Source organism: Micrococcus sp. Mcc89 (assembly GCF_024519795.1).
Lineage (GTDB): Bacteria > Actinomycetota > Actinomycetes > Actinomycetales > Micrococcaceae > Micrococcus > Micrococcus luteus.
Map to the genome: position 1 here is coordinate 55,753 of NZ_JALJRI010000078.1, position 16,008 is coordinate 71,760.

Annotated in this window: 12 protein-coding genes and 1 tRNA gene; 12 read left to right on the forward strand and 1 reads right to left on the reverse strand. The window is 72.8% G+C overall.

The features are described 5' to 3' along the window. Window positions 1–163 precede the first annotated feature (163 nt). The 11 genes from NR072_RS07985 (at window position 164) to lepB (ending at window position 13,574) form a co-directional block, all read left to right on the forward strand. A complete protein-coding gene (locus tag NR072_RS07985; RefSeq protein ID WP_036316357.1) occupies window positions 164–1,651 on the forward strand; it encodes an NAD-dependent succinate-semialdehyde dehydrogenase in 1,488 nt (495 codons plus the stop codon). A gap of 120 nt (window positions 1,652–1,771) precedes the next feature. Beyond that, a complete protein-coding gene (locus NR072_RS07990) occupies window positions 1,772–2,725 on the forward strand; it encodes a TatD family hydrolase (RefSeq protein ID WP_256836778.1) in 954 nt (317 codons plus the stop codon). Window positions 2,726–2,749: 24 nt separating this feature from the next. Then, window positions 2,750–4,570 (forward strand): ABC transporter ATP-binding protein, encoded by a 1,821-nt coding sequence (locus NR072_RS07995; protein WP_256836780.1) that lies wholly within the window; start codon window positions 2,750–2,752, stop codon window positions 4,568–4,570. A 60-nt stretch (window positions 4,571–4,630) separates the two neighbouring features. Continuing rightward, window positions 4,631–5,554: a 16S rRNA (adenine(1518)-N(6)/adenine(1519)-N(6))-dimethyltransferase RsmA gene (rsmA, locus tag NR072_RS08000; protein WP_256836781.1), complete on the forward strand. Its 924-nt coding sequence runs from the start codon at window positions 4,631–4,633 to the stop codon at window positions 5,552–5,554. Further along, window positions 5,551–6,519, forward strand: coding sequence for a 4-(cytidine 5'-diphospho)-2-C-methyl-D-erythritol kinase (locus tag NR072_RS08005; RefSeq protein WP_256836783.1), 969 nt, complete (start codon window positions 5,551–5,553; stop codon window positions 6,517–6,519). Before rsmA ends, NR072_RS08005 begins: the two co-directional genes overlap by 4 nt. 65 nt (window positions 6,520–6,584) lie before the next feature. Then, window positions 6,585–8,426, forward strand: a complete 1,842-nt coding sequence (locus NR072_RS08010; protein ID WP_256836784.1) for an ABC-F family ATP-binding cassette domain-containing protein — start codon at window positions 6,585–6,587, stop codon at window positions 8,424–8,426. A 140-nt stretch (window positions 8,427–8,566) separates the two neighbouring features. Beyond that, window positions 8,567–10,060, forward strand: a complete 1,494-nt coding sequence (locus NR072_RS08015; protein WP_256836785.1) for a sugar transferase — start codon at window positions 8,567–8,569, stop codon at window positions 10,058–10,060. Window positions 10,061–10,124: 64 nt separating this feature from the next. Further along, a tRNA-Gln gene (locus NR072_RS08020) sits at window positions 10,125–10,196 on the forward strand. Window positions 10,197–10,233: 37 nt separating this feature from the next. Continuing rightward, window positions 10,234–11,727 (forward strand): bifunctional UDP-N-acetylglucosamine diphosphorylase/glucosamine-1-phosphate N-acetyltransferase GlmU, encoded by a 1,494-nt coding sequence (glmU, locus tag NR072_RS08025; protein WP_256836786.1) that lies wholly within the window; start codon window positions 10,234–10,236, stop codon window positions 11,725–11,727. 111 nt (window positions 11,728–11,838) lie between these two features. Then, window positions 11,839–12,819, forward strand: a complete 981-nt coding sequence (locus NR072_RS08030) for a ribose-phosphate diphosphokinase (protein ID WP_036340441.1) — start codon at window positions 11,839–11,841, stop codon at window positions 12,817–12,819. A 2-nt stretch (window positions 12,820–12,821) separates the two neighbouring features. Further along, window positions 12,822–13,574 (forward strand): signal peptidase I, encoded by a 753-nt coding sequence (lepB, locus tag NR072_RS08035; protein ID WP_256836789.1) that lies wholly within the window; start codon window positions 12,822–12,824, stop codon window positions 13,572–13,574. Between the two features lie 51 nt (window positions 13,575–13,625). Here lepB and NR072_RS08040 read toward each other — a convergent pair whose 3' ends face one another. Then, entirely contained in the window at window positions 13,626–14,750 is a 1,125-nt protein-coding gene (locus NR072_RS08040) for a PqqD family peptide modification chaperone (RefSeq protein WP_256836791.1), read from the reverse strand. A gap of 170 nt (window positions 14,751–14,920) precedes the next feature. Here NR072_RS08040 and NR072_RS08045 point away from each other — a divergent pair, with 170 nt between their 5' ends. Continuing rightward, complete coding sequence (locus NR072_RS08045) at window positions 14,921–15,844, forward strand: glycosyltransferase family 2 protein (protein WP_136940077.1); 924 nt, start codon at window positions 14,921–14,923, stop codon at window positions 15,842–15,844. Window positions 15,845–16,008 lie beyond the last annotated feature (164 nt).

Below are 16,008 nucleotides of genomic sequence, written 5' to 3' on the forward strand. Positions count from 1 at the left end.
TGATCATGCGCGATGGCGCGGCCCCGGGGCCTGGCTAGGATCAGCCGTGGAGCCGCTGCCGACCGCCGCCGGACGGCGTCGGAATACCCGTGCCCGTCCACCCGTTCCCCTGAGGGACGCGGGGCGTGCCGCCTCCGACCACCGACCCCGAAAGAGGTGCATCATGACCGTGACCGCTGAGCGCGAGAAGGCGCTGCTGGAGTCCGTCCCCACCGGCCTGCTGATCGACGGCGAGTGGCGAGATGCCTCCTCCGGCAAGACCTTCGACGTGAAGGACCCGGCCACCGGCAAGGTCATCGCGAGCCTGCAGGACGCGAACTCCGACGACGCCATGGCCGCCTTCGACGCCGCCTGCGCCGCGCAGGCCGACTGGGCCCGGACCCCGGCCAAGGAGCGCGCCGACATCCTGCGCCGCGCCTACGATCTGATCAACGAGCGCGCCGAGGACTTCGCGCTGCTGATGACCCTCGAGATGGGCAAGCCGCTCGCCGAGGCCCGCGGCGAGGTCACGTACGGCAACGGCTTCCTGCGCTGGTTCTCGGAGGAGGCCGGCCGCCACTACGGCCGCACCCTGACCGTGCCCGAGGGCACGCTGCGCATGCAGGTGCACCACCGCCCGGTGGGCCCGTGCCTGCTGATCACCCCGTGGAACTTCCCGCTGGCCATGGCCACCCGCAAGGTGGGCCCCGCCGTCGCCGCTGGCTGCACCATGGTCCTCAAGGCCGCCAAGCTGACCCCGCTGACCACCCAGCTGTTCGCGCAGGTGATGCAGGAGGCCGGCCTGCCCAAGGGCGTGCTCAACGTCGTGGCGGGCTCCTCCGCCTCGTCGATCTCCAGCCCGATCCTGCAGGACCGGCGCCTGCGCAAGGTGTCCTTCACCGGCTCCACGCCGGTCGGTGTGCGCCTCATGAAGGACGCCGCGGACAACGTGCTGCGCACCTCCATGGAGCTCGGCGGCAACGCCCCGCTCATCGTCTTCGAGGACGCGGACCTGGACGCCGCCGTCGAGGGCGCTTTCGCCGCGAAGATGCGCAACATGGGCGAGGCCTGCACCGCCGCCAACCGCTTCCTCGTGCACGAAGACGTGGCCGAGGAGTTCACGCAGAAGTTCGTGGCCAAGCTCGAGGCGCTCAAGCCCCTGCGCGGCACCGACCCGGAGTCCACCCTCGGCCCGATCGTGGACGAGGGCGCGCGCGACGACATCGACCAGCTCGTCCAGGACGCCGTGGCGGCCGGCGGCGAGGTGCTCACCGGCGGCCACAAGATCGAGGGCGACGGCTACTTCTACGCGCCGACCGCGATCAAGGTGGAGAAGGGCAACCCGATCCTCCAGCAGGAGATCTTCGGCCCCGTGGCCCCGATCGTGACCTTCTCCTCCGAGGAGGAGGCCATCGAGATGGCCAACGACACCGAGTACGGCCTCGCCTCCTACGTGTTCACGAAGGATCAGGCCCGGATGTACCGCGTGGCCGAGAGCATCGAGTTCGGCCTCATGGGCTACAACGTGGGCGTCATCTCCAACCCGGCCGCGCCGTTCGGCGGCGTGAAGCAGTCGGGCCTGGGCCGCGAGGGCGGCGCCGAGGGCATCGAGGAGTACACCTCGGTGCAGTACATCGGCATCGCCGACCCGTGGGCGGCCACGAAGGCCTGACCTCTCCGCCGATCCGTGCCCTCCGGGGGCGGTATCGGGTGGTATCCACGTCGGATACCACCCGATACCGCCCCCGAGGCGTGTCGGGGGGGCCGGGTTCGGCTCCCTAGAGTGGACGGCATGGCCCACGCATCCGAGACCCCCCTCGCCTACCGTGCCCCCGCCCCGCAGCCGGACGACGACGGCGGCCCGCGCCGGGACGCCCACGAGGAGAAGTCGGGACGTCGGCGGCGCCTCGAGTACCCGCCCGCACCGGAGCCGCTGCCGGTGCCCGTCGTGGACAACCACACGCACCTCGACTTCCGCGACGGCCTGGTCCGCGTGGACGTCCACCAGGCGATGGACGCGGCGGAGGCCGTGGGCGTGACCGGCGCGGTCCAGGTGGGCTGCGACGTCGCCTCGGCCCGGTTCACGATCGCGGCGATCGAGGCCGAGCCCCGCCTGCTCGGCGCCGTGGCGCTGCACCCCAACGACGCGGCCCGCCTGGCCGAGCGCGGCGAGTTCGAGGAGGCGTTCGCGCAGATCGCGGAGCTCGCCCGCCACCCCCGCGTGCGCGCCGTCGGCGAGACGGGCCTCGACTACTTCCGGACGCAGGACGAGACCGGCCACGCCGCGCAGCAGGAGTCCTTCCGCCGGCACATCCGACTCGCCCGCGAACTCGGCACGGCCCTGCAGATCCACGATCGGGACGCGCACGACGACGTCGTCCGGATCCTGCTCGAGGAGGCGGCCGAGGGCGGGCTGCCCCCGCACGTGGTGTTCCACTGCTTCTCCGGCGGGCCCGATCTGGCCCGCACGTGCGCCGAGCACGGCTGGCTCATGTCCTTCGCCGGGCCCGTCACCTTCAAGGCCAACGACGAGCTGCGTGGGGCGCTGCGGATCGCCCCGGCCGAGTTGCTGCTCGTGGAGACGGACGCGCCCTTCCTCACGCCGCATCCGCATCGGGGTCGCCCCAACGCGCCCTACCTGGTCCCGGTCACACTGCGGGGCATGGCGGAGACGCGCGGAGACGACGTGGCGGCCCTCGCCCGCGCGGTGAGCGAGAACACCGCCCGGGTGTACGGCGCGTTCTGAGCCGATCCAGACCCGGCCCCTAGGATGAGCGACGTGCTGACCCGACTCCTCAAAGCCCGGCTGCCCGAGGGAACGCAGTACCTGGTGGACCGCCCCATGCGGATCCGCCTCGTGTTCGTGGTCCTCGGGTCCGTCCTCGTGGCCGGCCTCGAGATGGTGGCGCTCGCCTCGATCATCCCGCTGGTCAGCCTGCTGACCTCAGGTGAGCTGGGCTCCCCGGCGCTCGAAGGGCTGCTGGCCCGGTTCGGGGCCGTGACGGTGCCGGAGCAGACGGTGGCCTTCGCCGTCGTGATCGTGGTGGCCTTCCTGCTCAAGGCGATCCTGGTGCTCGCGTTCCGCTGGTGGACCATGGGGTTCACCAACCAGAACCTCATCCGCACGTCCGCCACGCTGCTGCGCTACTACCTCCGGGCCGACTACGGCCTGCACCTGACGCGCACGGTCGGCACCCTGGTCAACAACGTCACCGGCACCTCCAGCATGGCGTACACGGGCGTGGTGAACGCGTCCGTCACGTTCCTCACGGAGGCCGTGACGCTCGTCGCGGTGGCGATCGTGGTGGGCGTCTCCATGCCGCTGACGGGGCTCGGGATGGCCCTGTACTTCCTCGCCGTCGCCTGGGTGATCAAGACCGTGATCCGCCGCCCGGCCTCCCGCCTGGGCTGGACCCTGGTGACCGCGGGGGAGCGGGCCAACACGGCGGCGCTGCAGGGCCTGGAGAACTACAAGGACGTGAAGATCCGCGGCAACGACTCGGCCTTCATGGAGGAGTACCGGGCCGCCCGCGCGGAGAGCGCGGAAGCCACGCGGCTCAAGATGATCCTCACGATGATGCCGCGCTACGTGCTCGAGGTCGCCTTCGTGGCCGCCATCGCGGCGCTCGTGGCCGTGGCCTTCATCCAGGGCCGCGGCGGGGAGGCGTTCGGCTCGCTCGCCCTGCTCGCGATGGCCGGCTTCCGTGTGCTGCCGTCCATGGCCGCGCTCATGGCCACAACCAACGAGATCCGCACCTCCTGGCCGGCCTTCGAGCGCACGACGGCGGAGCTCGCCGCCGCGCAGCCGGTCCTGCACGCGGCGGACCGGCCCTACGAGCGCGTCACGTTCGAGGAGTCCATCGAGGTGCGGGACGCGTCCTTCACCTACCCCGGCAAGGCCGAGCCGGTCCTGCGCGACATCGACCTGCGCATCCCCTTCGGCTCCTCGTACGCCTTCGTGGGCGGCAGCGGTGCCGGCAAGACCACCCTGGTGGACCTGGTCATCGGCTTCCACCACGCCCAGCGCGGTGGGGTCTACGTGGACGGGGTGGAGCTCGAGGCCAACCCGCGGGGGTGGTGGGACAACGTGGCGTTCGTCCCGCAGTCCGTCACCGTGGTCAACGGGACGGTGCTGCACAACGTGCTCCTGGACGTCGAGGCCGCCCAGACGGCGGACCGGGCCGAGGTGGAGCGCGTGCTGCGCGAAGCCCAGCTGGGGCAGTGGCTGGACGAGCTCCCCGACGGCCTGGACACCGTGATCGGCGAAGGGGCCGTGGGCGTCTCCGGCGGCCAGCGCCAGCGCCTGGGCATCGCGCGCGCGCTCTTCCGGCGGCCCCGCCTCCTCGTGCTCGACGAGGCGACGTCGGCCCTCGACAATCTCACGGAACGCCGGGTCACCGAGGTGATCGAGTCGCTGCGCGGTCGGATCACGGTCATCGTGGTCGCCCATCGTCTCTCCACGGTCAAGCGCTGCGATCAGATCGTGCTGATGGACCAGGGGCGGATCATCGGCCAGGGCACGTTCGCCGGGCTGCAGGAGACGAGCCCCGAGTTCCGCGAGCTCGTCCGGCTCGGTGACCTCTCCACCTGAGCGGAGCCCGCGCCGCTGCGTCCCGGCTACCCCGTCCGGCGCCCCGATAGACTCGCGGGCATGGTCCAGCCCTCCCCGCACCCCGCCCCCGCCCCGCTGCTGAGCGCCGCGGACGTGCGGCGCATCGCCGCCGAGCTGGACCTGCGTCCCACCAAGCAGTGGGGCCAGAACTTCGTGATCGACCCGAACACGATCCGGCGCATCGTGCAGGCCGCGGACGTGACCGCGGACGAGCACGTGCTCGAGATCGGCCCCGGGCTGGGCTCGCTCACCCTCGGCCTGCTGGACGCGGCCGCCGCCGTCACCGCCGTCGAGATCGACCCGGTCACCGCCGCCCGCCTGCCGCGCACCGCCGCCGAGTTCCGCCCCGGGGCCGAGGACGCCCTCGCCGTGCTGCACGCGGACGCCATGACGCTGAGCGAGCAGGCACTGGCCGAGGTCCGGCCCGCTGCCGCGGCCGGCGGCCCCACCGCGCTCGTGGCGAACCTGCCCTACAACGTGGCCGTGCCCGTGCTGCTGCACGCGCTCGCGGTCCTGCCGGGGCTGCGGCACGGCCTGGTGATGGTGCAGGAGGAGGTCGCGGACCGTCTCGCGGCCGGGGCCGGCTCCAAGGTCTACGGCGTCCCGTCCGCCAAGGCGGCGTGGTATGCGGACGTGCGCAAGGCGGGCACCATCGGCACCCAGGTGTTCTGGCCCGCTCCGCGCATCCACTCCGGGCTGGTCGCCTTCACCCGGCGCGAGCCGCCGGCGGGCAGCACGTCCCGCCGGGAGGTCTTCGCCGTGGTGGACGCCGCCTTCGCCCAGCGCCGCAAGACCCTGCGCGCCGCGCTCGCCTCCTGGGCGGGGTCGCCGCAGGCGGCGGAGGACGCCCTGGTGGCCGCCGGCGTGGACCCACGCGCCCGCGGCGAGGCCCTGGACATCGCGGCCTTCGCGCGGATCGCCGAGCACGGCCCGCGGCGCGCGGCGGAGGAGGTGGGCGCATGACGACGGAGGACCTCGGCCTCGACCCCACGGCCCGGCACGTCACGGTCAGCGCCCCCGGCAAGGTGAACCTGTCCCTGCGGGTGGGACCACCCGGGGCGGACGGTTACCACCCCGTGGCCACCGTGTACCTGGCCGTCAGCCTGCGGGAGACCGTCACGGCGATCACGCGCACGGACGGGAGGATCACCGTCGGCCCGTCGGGCCGCCACATCAGTCTGGTGGACACCCAGGACGTGCCCTGGGACGAGCGCAACCTCGCGCACCGCGCCGCCGCGCACCTGCGGCGCACCCTCGGGCTCGATCCTGACACCCACGGCGTCCACCTCGAGGTCGCCAAGCAGGTCCCGGTCGCGGGCGGCATGGGCGGCGGCTCCGCCGACGCGGCCGCCGCGCTGCTCGCGTGCAGCGCCCTGTGGGAGACCGGGCACACCCGCGCCGAGCTCGCCGAGCTGGCCGCCCCGCTGGGCGCGGACGTGCCCTTCAGCGTGCTGGGCGGTGCCGCCGTCGGGCTCGGGACCGGGGCGGAGTTGACCCCCGTCGCGGCCCGCACCCCGGTGCACCTCGTCCTCGTCCCGGCGGACGCCGGGCTGTCCACCCCCGTGGTGTTCCAGACCCTGGACGAGCTGCGCCGGGAGGGTCACCTGCCCGACGGGCCGACGCGCCCGGAGGTGAACGAGGCCGTCCTGCGGGCCCTCACCGCGGCCGACCCGCTCGAACTCGCCACCGCCATGGACAACGACCTGCAGACCCCGGCCGTCGTCCTGTTCCCCGAGCTCTCGGACGTCCTCGACCTCGGTATGGACGAAGGCGCGCTGCGCGGCATGGTCTCCGGCTCCGGCCCCACCCTGCTCTTCGTGGCGCAGGACGAGGCCTCCGCGCTGCGGCTGGCCTCGGCCATCGAGGAGCGCACGGGCGTGCGCGCCCTCCCCGTGCACGGCCCCGTGCCCGGCGCCCACGTGCTGTGACACCCGGCGGCGCACCCCGCCGCACCCGACCACCCCTCCTCCGTCCGGAAAGGACCACTCCCTCCATGGCCCACCTGCTCGGCGCCGAGAACATCGGCATCGCCTTCGGCACCCGCACCGTCCTCGAGGGCCTCTCCCTCGGTGTGGATGAGGGGGACCGGATCGGACTCGTGGGCCGCAACGGCGACGGCAAGTCCACGCTCATGCGCATCCTCGCCGGCCTCCAGGAACCCGACACGGGCCGCGTCACCCGCCGCGGCGGCGTCCGCGTGGGCGTGCTGGACCAGCAGGACCGGCTCGACCCGGAGCACACCGTGCGTCAGGCCGTGGTCGGGGACGTGGACGACCACGTGTGGGCCTCAGACCCCAAGGTCCGGGACGTCCTGGGCGGTCTCCTCGACGGCTTCGACCTGGAGCAGTCCGTGCGGGGCCTCTCCGGCGGCCAGCGCCGTCGCGTGGCCCTGGCCCGTCTGCTCGCCGGGGACGACGACGTCCTCTTCCTCGACGAGCCCACCAACCACCTGGACGTCGAGGGCGTCGCGTGGCTCGCCCGCCACCTGAAGCAGCGCTGGCGCCCCACCGACGGCGGCCTCGTGGTGGTCACCCACGACCGGTGGTTCCTCGACGAGGTCTGCACGCGCACGTGGGAGGTGCACGACGCCACGGTGGACCCGTTCGACGGCGGCTACGCGGCGTGGGTGCTCGCGCGCGCGGAGCGCTCCCGGCAGGCGGCGGTGACGGAGCAGAAGCGTCAGCAGCTCGTGAAGAAGGAGCTCGCCTGGCTGCGCCGTGGCGCCCCGGCACGCACGTCGAAGCCGAAGTTCCGCATCGAGGCGGCCAACGCCATCATCGAGGACGTCCCCGCCCCGCGCGACTCGGTGTCCCTGGCGAAGATGGCCACGGCCCGGCTGGGCAAGGACGTCCTCGACCTCGAGCACGTGAGCCTGACGCTGGGGGAGAAGCCGATCCTCGACGACGTCACCCTGCGCCTGGCACCCGGCGAGCGGCTCGGCGTGGTCGGCGTCAACGGTGCCGGCAAGTCGACCCTGCTGCGCCTGCTCGACGGCCGCATCGCCCCGGACTCGGGGCGGGTGAAGCGCGGCAAGACGGTGGTCTCGGCCACCCTCACCCAGGACGTGAAGGAGCTCGACGACGTCGCCCACCTGCGCGTCGCCGAAGTCATGGCCCGCGAAGGCTCGTCCTTCCAGGTCGGTGACCGCGAGATGTCCTCCGGCCAGCTGCTCGAGATGCTCGGCTTCGGCACCTCCCGGCAGTGGACTCAGGTCTCCGAGCTCTCGGGCGGCGAGCGCCGGCGCCTGCAGCTGCTGCGCCTGCTCGTGGGCGAGCCCAACGTCCTCATGCTCGACGAGCCGACCAACGACCTGGACACGGACACCCTGGCCGCCGTCGAGGACGTGCTGGACGGGTGGCCGGGGACCCTCGTGGTGGTCTCCCATGACCGTTACCTGCTCGAGCGCGTCACCGACCACCAGGTCGCCCTGCTCGGGGACGGCAAGGTCCGCGGCCTGCCGGGCGGGGTGGACCAGTACCTCGAGCTGCGCGCCGCGATGGACGACGCCGGCGGCCCGGCCCGGGGAGCCGGCGCGGCCCGAGGCCGCAACGACGTCGTCGGGACGTGCGCGGGCATGGGCGGGCCGGAGGAGGACACCGGGCCCACCGAGGCGGAGCGTCGGCTGGCCCGCAAGGAGATGGCCCGGCTCGAGAAGCAGATGACCCGGCTCCGGGAGCGGAGGTCCGGCCTCGAGGCGCGGATGGCCGAGCTGGGGCAGGCGCAGGACTTCGACGCCCTCACCGCGGCCTCCGCCGACCTGAAGGACCTCGACGCGCAGCTGGGCGTCCTGGAGGAGGAGTGGCTGCAGGCCGCTGAACTCGCCGAAGGGGACTGACCGGCGGGCGTGCACAGGAGCGTGTGGCAGGTGGCACAGCTGAAGGCTGTTTCCGGCCTACAATCGGGGGCCGGGGCACAGCACCATGCCCGACCCCCACGACGTGGACCATCCCCCGCGTCAGGACGGAGGAGCAGAGCGTGATCGGGAGTCCCGGTGATGAGTCGACCGCGCTCCGCATGGGCTCGACTGCCTGCGGCCGTGTCCTGGGCCGGCCCTGGGAGCGGGGCCTTCCGCTGCTCGTCCTCATCGTGGACGTGGTCGCGGTCCTGCTCGCCACCTTCGTCTCGGCCCAGCTCCGCTTCGGCGGACCGCGGCGCACCACCCTCCCCGGTGCCGCACTCGTCGACTACAGCGTCATCAGCCTCGCGCTGAGCGCGGCCTGGGTGCTCGCGCTGACCATCCAGGGCTCGCGGGACATCCGGATCCTGGGGGTGGGCAGCGAGGAGTACAAGCGGGTTCTGCAGGGCACCCTCTACCTCTTCGGCACCGTCGCGATCCTCGCCTATGCGGCAGGTCTCGAAGTGGCGCGCGGCTACGTGGGCCTGGCTCTGCCGCTGGGCGTGCTCCTGCTCCTGCTGGGCCGGTTCCTTGTGCGCGGGTGGGTGGCGCGGCAGCGCCACCACGGCAGGTTCCGGCGGCGGCTCCTGCTCGTCGGCGGCCCGAAGGCGGTCCGGCACATCTTCCAGACCCTCGACTCCGAGGCCGGCGCCGGCTATGCCCCCGTGGCGGCGGCCCTCCCCGGATACAAGGCCCGGCAGGAGGACTACCTCCCGATACCGGTCTCCACGGACCTGGACACCGTGGAGGACGTGGTCGCCCTCGTGGAGGTGCGCGACGTCGAAGCCGTGGTGATCACCTCGGGCCACTCGTTCGTCCCCGGGGACGTCCGCCGACTGGGCTGGGAGCTGCAGGAGCGCGGCGTCTCCCTGATCATGGCGCCCGCCCTCGTGGACGTCGCCGGACCCCGCCTCCACACGCAGCCCCTCGCGGGCCTGCCGCTCATCCACCTCTCCACCCCGCGCCTCTCCGAGGGCAAGGCGTTCGCCAAGCGGGCGTTCGACGTCGTCGCGTCGGGGCTGGGCCTGATCGCCATCTCGCCGCTGCTGATCGCCGTCGCGATCGCGGTCAAGGCCACGGACGGCGGGCCGGTGCTGTTCCGGCAGGAGCGCATCGGTCTCGGCGGCAGGCCGTTCACCATGCTCAAGTTCCGTTCCATGGTGGTGGACGCCGAGGAGATCCGGCAGCGGCTCGTCTCGGACGGCGGGGATGCGGACGTGCTGTTCAAGATGAAGGACGACCCGCGCATCACCCGGGTCGGCAGGCTCATCCGCCGCACCAGCATCGACGAGCTGCCCCAGCTCGTGAACGTGCTGCGGGGGGACATGTCCCTCGTGGGTCCGCGGCCCCACCTGCCGCACGAGGTCGAAGCCTACGGGCAGTACGTGCACCGCCGCTTCCTGGTGCAGCCCGGCATCACGGGCCTGTGGCAGGTCTCCGGCCGCTCCGACCTCCCGTGGGAGGAGGCGGTCCGCCTGGACCTCTACTACGTGGAGAACTGGTCCATCCTGGGCGACCTCGTGATCCTGGGCCGGACCGTCAAGGCCGTGATCGCCGCCGACGGCGCCTATTGACCCCGGATCCGCGCGACCTGTGTGGAAGAATGGGCCGTCGTCGCCGCCCCCTGGGGTCCGGCGCTCCGCCCTGGTGTAATGGCAGCACGCCGGCCTTTGGAGCCGTGCGGTCTAGGTTCGAATCCTAGGGGCGGAACCCCCGTCCGCTGACCCCCACCGGTGCAGGAGTCCCCATGTCCCAGCCGTCCGCCCGTCCCTCCGCCGTGATCGTCCTGGCCGCGGGCCAGGGCACCCGCATGAAGTCGACGACGCCGAAGATCATGCATGCGATCGGGGGGCGCTCCCTCGTGGGCCACGCGCTCGCGGCGGCCTGGTCGCTCGCGCCGGAGCACCTCGTGGCCGTGGTCCGGCACGAGCGGGCCCGCGTGGCCGAGCACATCGAGACGGTGGCGGACCAGCTGGGCATCGACGCGCTGGCGATCGCCGACCAGGACGACGTGCCGGGCACCGGCCGCGCCGTCGAGCTGGGCCTGGCCGCCCTGCCCGCGGACCTGGAGGGCACCGTCGTGGTGACCTACGGCGACGTCCCGCTGCTGACCCCGGAGACCCTCGCCCGCCTCGTCGCGGACCACGAGGCGGGCGGCAACGCCGTCACCGTGCTCACCGCCACCCTCGAGGACGCCACGGGCTACGGCCGCATCGTCCGCGACGACGACGGCCTCGTGGAGCGGATCATGGAGCACAAGGACGCCCTCGCCCACGCCGAGTCCACGGGGGACGACTCCTTCGTGGCGATCCGCGAGGTCAACTCCGGCATCTACGCCTTCGACGCCGCCCTGCTGCGCCGCACCCTGCCGGAGATCTCCACGGACAACGTGCAGGGTGAGAAGTACCTCACGGACGTGCTCGGCATGGCCCGCGCCGAGGGCGGCCGCGTCGCCTCCGTGGGCACGGACGACGTGTGGGAGGTCGAGGGCGCCAATGACCGCCGGCAGCTCTCCGACCTGGGCCGCCAGCTCAACGACCGTGTGCTGCGCGGCTGGATGAAGGAGGGTGTCACGGTCGTGGACCCGTCTTCCACGTGGGTGGACGTCACCGTCTCCCTCGCCTCGGACGTCACGCTCAAGCCCGGCACCCAGCTGCATGGGGCGACGTCGGTGGCCACGGGCGCCGTCGTCGGCCCGGACTCCACCCTCACGGACACGCAGGTGGGGGAGGGCGCCGTGGTGAAGCGCACCGACGCCACGGAGGCCGTGATCGGCGCGGGCGCGACCGTCGGCCCGTTCACCTACCTGCGCCCGGGCACGGTGCTGGGGGAGGACGGCAAGATCGGCGCGTTCTACGAGACCAAGAACGTGACCGTGGGCCGCGGCGCCAAGCTCTCCCACCTGGGCTACGCCGGGGACGCCGAGATCGGCGAGTACACCAACATCGGCTGCGGCAACATCACCGCCAACTACGACGGCGTCGCCAAGCACCGCACCGTGATCGGGGCCCACGTGCGCACCGGCTCGAACACGGTGTTCACGGCCCCGGTCTCGGTGGGCGACGGCGCCTACACCGGTGCCGGCGCGGTGGTCCGCGACGACGTCCCGGCCGGCGCCCTGGCGCTGAACGCCGTGGCGCAGCGCACCATCGAGGGCTGGGTGCCCGCCAAGCGCCCCGGCAGCACGTCCGCGCAGGCCGCTGTGGCGGCCGGGGCGACGGTCGCGGACGCCGAGGGCTGATCCCTCGCGCCCTAGGATGGGTGCGAGGACCGGGCCGCCCCGGGCGGCCGACACCGACGCCGGACGCCGTCGGTCCTGGAACGCGAGACCACGAAGGATGTTGAGGACGTCATGACGGAGCTGAGCCGCAGCGAGGACAAGCGACTGGTGCTGGCCACGGGCCGCGCCCACCCCGAGCTCGCGCAGGAGATCGCCGAGGAGCTGGGCACCGAGCTGCTCCCCATGAGCGCCTACGACTTCGCCAACGGCGAGATCTACGTGCGGTCGGGTGAGTCGGTGCGCGGCAAGGACGTGTTCATCATCCAGTCGCACCCGGCGCCGCTGAACAACCACCTCATGGAGCAGCTGATCATGGTGGACTCCATGAAGCGCGCCTCCGCCCGCCGCATCACGGTGGTCTCGCCGTTCTACCCGTACGCCCGCCAGGACAAGAAGGGCCGCGGTCGCGAGCCGATCTCGGCCCGTCTCGTGGCGGACCTGTACAAGACCGCCGGCGCCTCCCGTGTGATGAGCGTGGACCTGCACACCGCCCAGATCCAGGGCTTCTTCGACGGCCCGGTGGACCACCTGTTCGCCATCCCGCTGCTGGCGGACCACATCCGCTCCAGCGTGGAGGGCGAGGAGGTCACGGTGGTCTCCCCGGACACCGGTCGCGTGCGCGTGGCGGAGCAGTGGGCGGACCGCCTGGGCGGCGTGCCGCTGGGCTTCGTGCACAAGAGCCGGGACCTCACCGTTCCGAACAAGGCCGAGTCCAAGACCGTGGTCGGGGACGTCGAGGGCCGCGTCTGCGTGCTGATCGACGACATGATCGACACCGGCGGCACCATCGCCGGCGCCGTGCAGATCCTCAAGGACGCCGGCGCCAAGGACGTCATCATCGCCGCCACGCACCCGGTGTTCTCGGACCCGGCCGCCCAGCGTCTCGGCGAGTGCGGTGCCCGTGAGGTCGTGGTGACCAACACCCTGCCCATCCCGGAGGAGAAGCGCTTCGAGACCCTCACGGTGCTCTCGATCGCCCCGCTGATCGCCCGCGCGATCCGCGAGGTCTTCGAGGACGGCTCGGTCACCAGCCTGTTCGACGGCGTCGCCTGACCATGGCCGAGCGCGTCGAGCCGGTCCCCGGGGACGACGTCGACGGCGGGGCGGGCGCCGCGGGGCAGCCTCACCGTCCGCGCCTGCCGTTCTGGGCCTCCCTGCTGCTGAACGTGGTGGTCGCCATCGCGGTCGTCGCCGTGGTGCAGGCCCTGTGGGTGAAGGTGTACTCGGTGCCGTCCGGCTCGATGGAGAACACCCTCGAGGTGGGGGACCGCATTCTGGTCAACCGCACCGCCTACCCGGACGGGATGGCCGACTCCCAGGACGTGGTGGTCTTCACGGCCAACGAGGACTGGGCCACCCCGGCGTCGTCGGAGGGGGCCGTGGAGAACGCCGTCCGCACGTTCGGCGACCTCACCGGCATCGGCCGCTCGCACGAGCAGGCGCTGGTCAAGCGCGTGATCGGCACCGCGGGGCAGACCGTGGAGTGCTGCACCGCCGCGGGCGCCGTGACGGTGGACGGGGAGCCCCTGGACGAGCCGTACATCCACAACGACCTGCCGTTCCTCCGGGACGAGCTGGACTGCGAGTCCGAGGTGATGTCCGCGCGCTGCTTCGGCCCGGTCACCGTGCCGGAGGACTCGATGCTCGTGCTCGGCGACCACCGCTCGAACTCGGCCGACTCCGTGATCGCGTGCCGCGGCATCCCCGCCGACCAGGCCGGGGACTGCGCCCGCTTCGTCACCCGCGAGGACATCGTGGGCGAGGTCTTCGTGACGGTGTGGCCGCCCACGCACTGGGGCGGGCACTGATCTCCTGAGGGGGCGGGCCCTGGGCGCCGGCCGTCTCCGGGCCGGGCCGGCTCAGCCGGCCGTGGCCAGCTGCACGGCGATCAGGGCGTCCATCGCCTCCTGCACCCGGGCCTCGGCGTCCTCGGGCACGGGTCCTTCGGTGCGGAGGCAGGCCACCACGTCGGCGGCCGTCCGCGGCTCGTCCAGCAGGAGCCAGACGGACGGGCCCAGACCTTCGAGCACGACCAGGCGGTCCGAGGCGAGCAGGACCAGGCGGCCGTGGTCGGTCAGGATGCCGTCGTCGACGGCGCAGCGGGACACCGCGCCCGGGGCCGCCGCTCCGCCGGAGGCCGAAAGCTCTTGGACGGTGAGTGCCTCCCAGGTGGGGGTGACGGGCGTGGGCGGGGTCGCCAGCAGGCCGTCGACGACGTCCCGCAGGTCCTCGGCTTCGGCGTAGACCAGGCGTTGGGCGCCGCCGAGCGCGTCGAGGACGCGGCAGAGCGTCACGAGGCCGCGGGGGAGCAGGGAGAGGGAGGACGTCTGGGGGACGAGCTCCTTGAGCGCGGCCACGAGTTCCATGGCCTCCGCCCGCGGCGCCACCGGTCCTGCCGGATCCCGCACGCGGTCCAGCACGGCGATCCGGGCCAGCCGGGCGTCGGGGAGGGTCGGACCGAGACCCAGGTCGTCCGGGCCTCGCTGGGTCTTCGGCCGCACTCCGCGTGCCTCCAGCACGGACAGCGGCTTGGGGTACGGGGTGACGGCCAGGCCGTCCGGGGCGATGATCGCCGTCTCGTCGGTGAGATAGTCGAAATGGGGTCCCAGCCGGCGCGTGGCCGTCGTCTTGCCCGTCCCGGACGCCGCCACCAGGACGATCGCCTCCCCGGTGTCCGGTGCGGCGAGGCACGCGGCATGGAACATCAGGTGGGTGCCGCGGGCGGACTCGATCGCCTGCGAGGTCGCCAGGAACACCAGGTCCTCGTGCCACTGGAGCCACGGACGCGCGGGGTCGGCGTCGCGGTGCGCATCCGCGCGGGCCGGCGGCTCCACGGCCTCCACACCGCATCGGGCCCAGGACTCGATCACCTCCGCCCGCTCGTCTCCCGTGAGGCCGCTGACCGTCACAGCATCGAGTCCGGCGCCGATGCGCAACGCGGTCGTCTCGCGCGTGGCTTCGTCCTCCCCCTGGGTGCCGGGCATGGCTCACCCCTTCCATCCCGTGGTTGTCCGGTCAGTGTACCGAGCACCGTGTCGACGGCCACGAGGCCGCCCCACCGGATGACACGGGTCCTCGCCAGACGCTCTCTATACTCGTCACAGGTTCTCGGGCGCTGGGTGCGCCCTCCATCCGAGCTGAGGGAGGAGCCCGCATGGCAGCCCAGTCGCCCACGGCGGCGGTGACCGTGGTGATCCCGCACTACGGCGATCCGGCCCCCACCCTCGCCCTCGTCGACCGCCTGCTGAGCGATCCCGGAGACGCGCTGGCCGCCGTCGTGGTCTCGGACGACGCCTCGCCCACCCCGTACCCCGAGGCGCACGATCCGCGTCTGACCGTGGTGCGCCGCGAGCGCAATGGCGGGTTCGGGGCGAACGTGAACACCGGCCTGGCCGCGGTCACCACCGAGCTGGCCCTGGTCCTCAACTCGGACGCGGAGATCACGGGGGCGCAGATCGACGCGCTGGTGGTTGCGGCCGCTCCGTACCAGCCGGCCGTGGTCAGTCCGCAGGTCGTCAACGGGGACGGCACGCCGCAGTGGTCCGGGCGGCACTTCCCCACGGTGCTGCACCAGACCGTCGAGTGGCTGACCCCGCTGGCCCGCTTCCGCCACCTGGACGTGCTCCACGAGGCCGTGGGGCACGACGTCGCGGCGGCCCGGTCCGTCTCGCCCGTGGCGGTCGACTGGGTGATGGGCGCCGTGCTGCTCCTGCCGATGGCGCAGGTCCGCGCCGTCGGCGGGTTCGACGAGGAGTACTTCATGAACTCCGAGGAGGTCGATCTGCAGCGCCGCCTGCGCGAGCACGGTGTGCCGTCGATCGTGGTGCCGGCCGTCCGTGTGCCGCACGCATCCGGCGGATCCTCCGATCCGCTGCGCCGGCGCGGCTGGCTGGTGGACTCCCGGTACCGCTACGCCCGGAAGTTCGGTCACCCCCGGGTCCTCAAGGCCGCGCTCACCGCGGCCACCGGGGCGAACTTCGCCGTGAACGTGCTCCGGCAGGCCCGGGGTGTGGACGTGGACGCCCGCGCCGTGCTCCGGGACGAGCACGCGCTGGTCTGGAAGGGGAACCACCGATGACATTCGCCTCTCGCCTCGTGGAGTTGCCACCCCGGCTCGCATGGAAACGCGGGCAGGTGCTGTCTGCGACGCTGTACCGCCGAGCGTTCCGCGACTGGGGCCGGGGCAGCGTGATGGTGGGCCCATTGAAAGTCCAGGGTGCTGAGCGCATCTCAGTGGGAGCA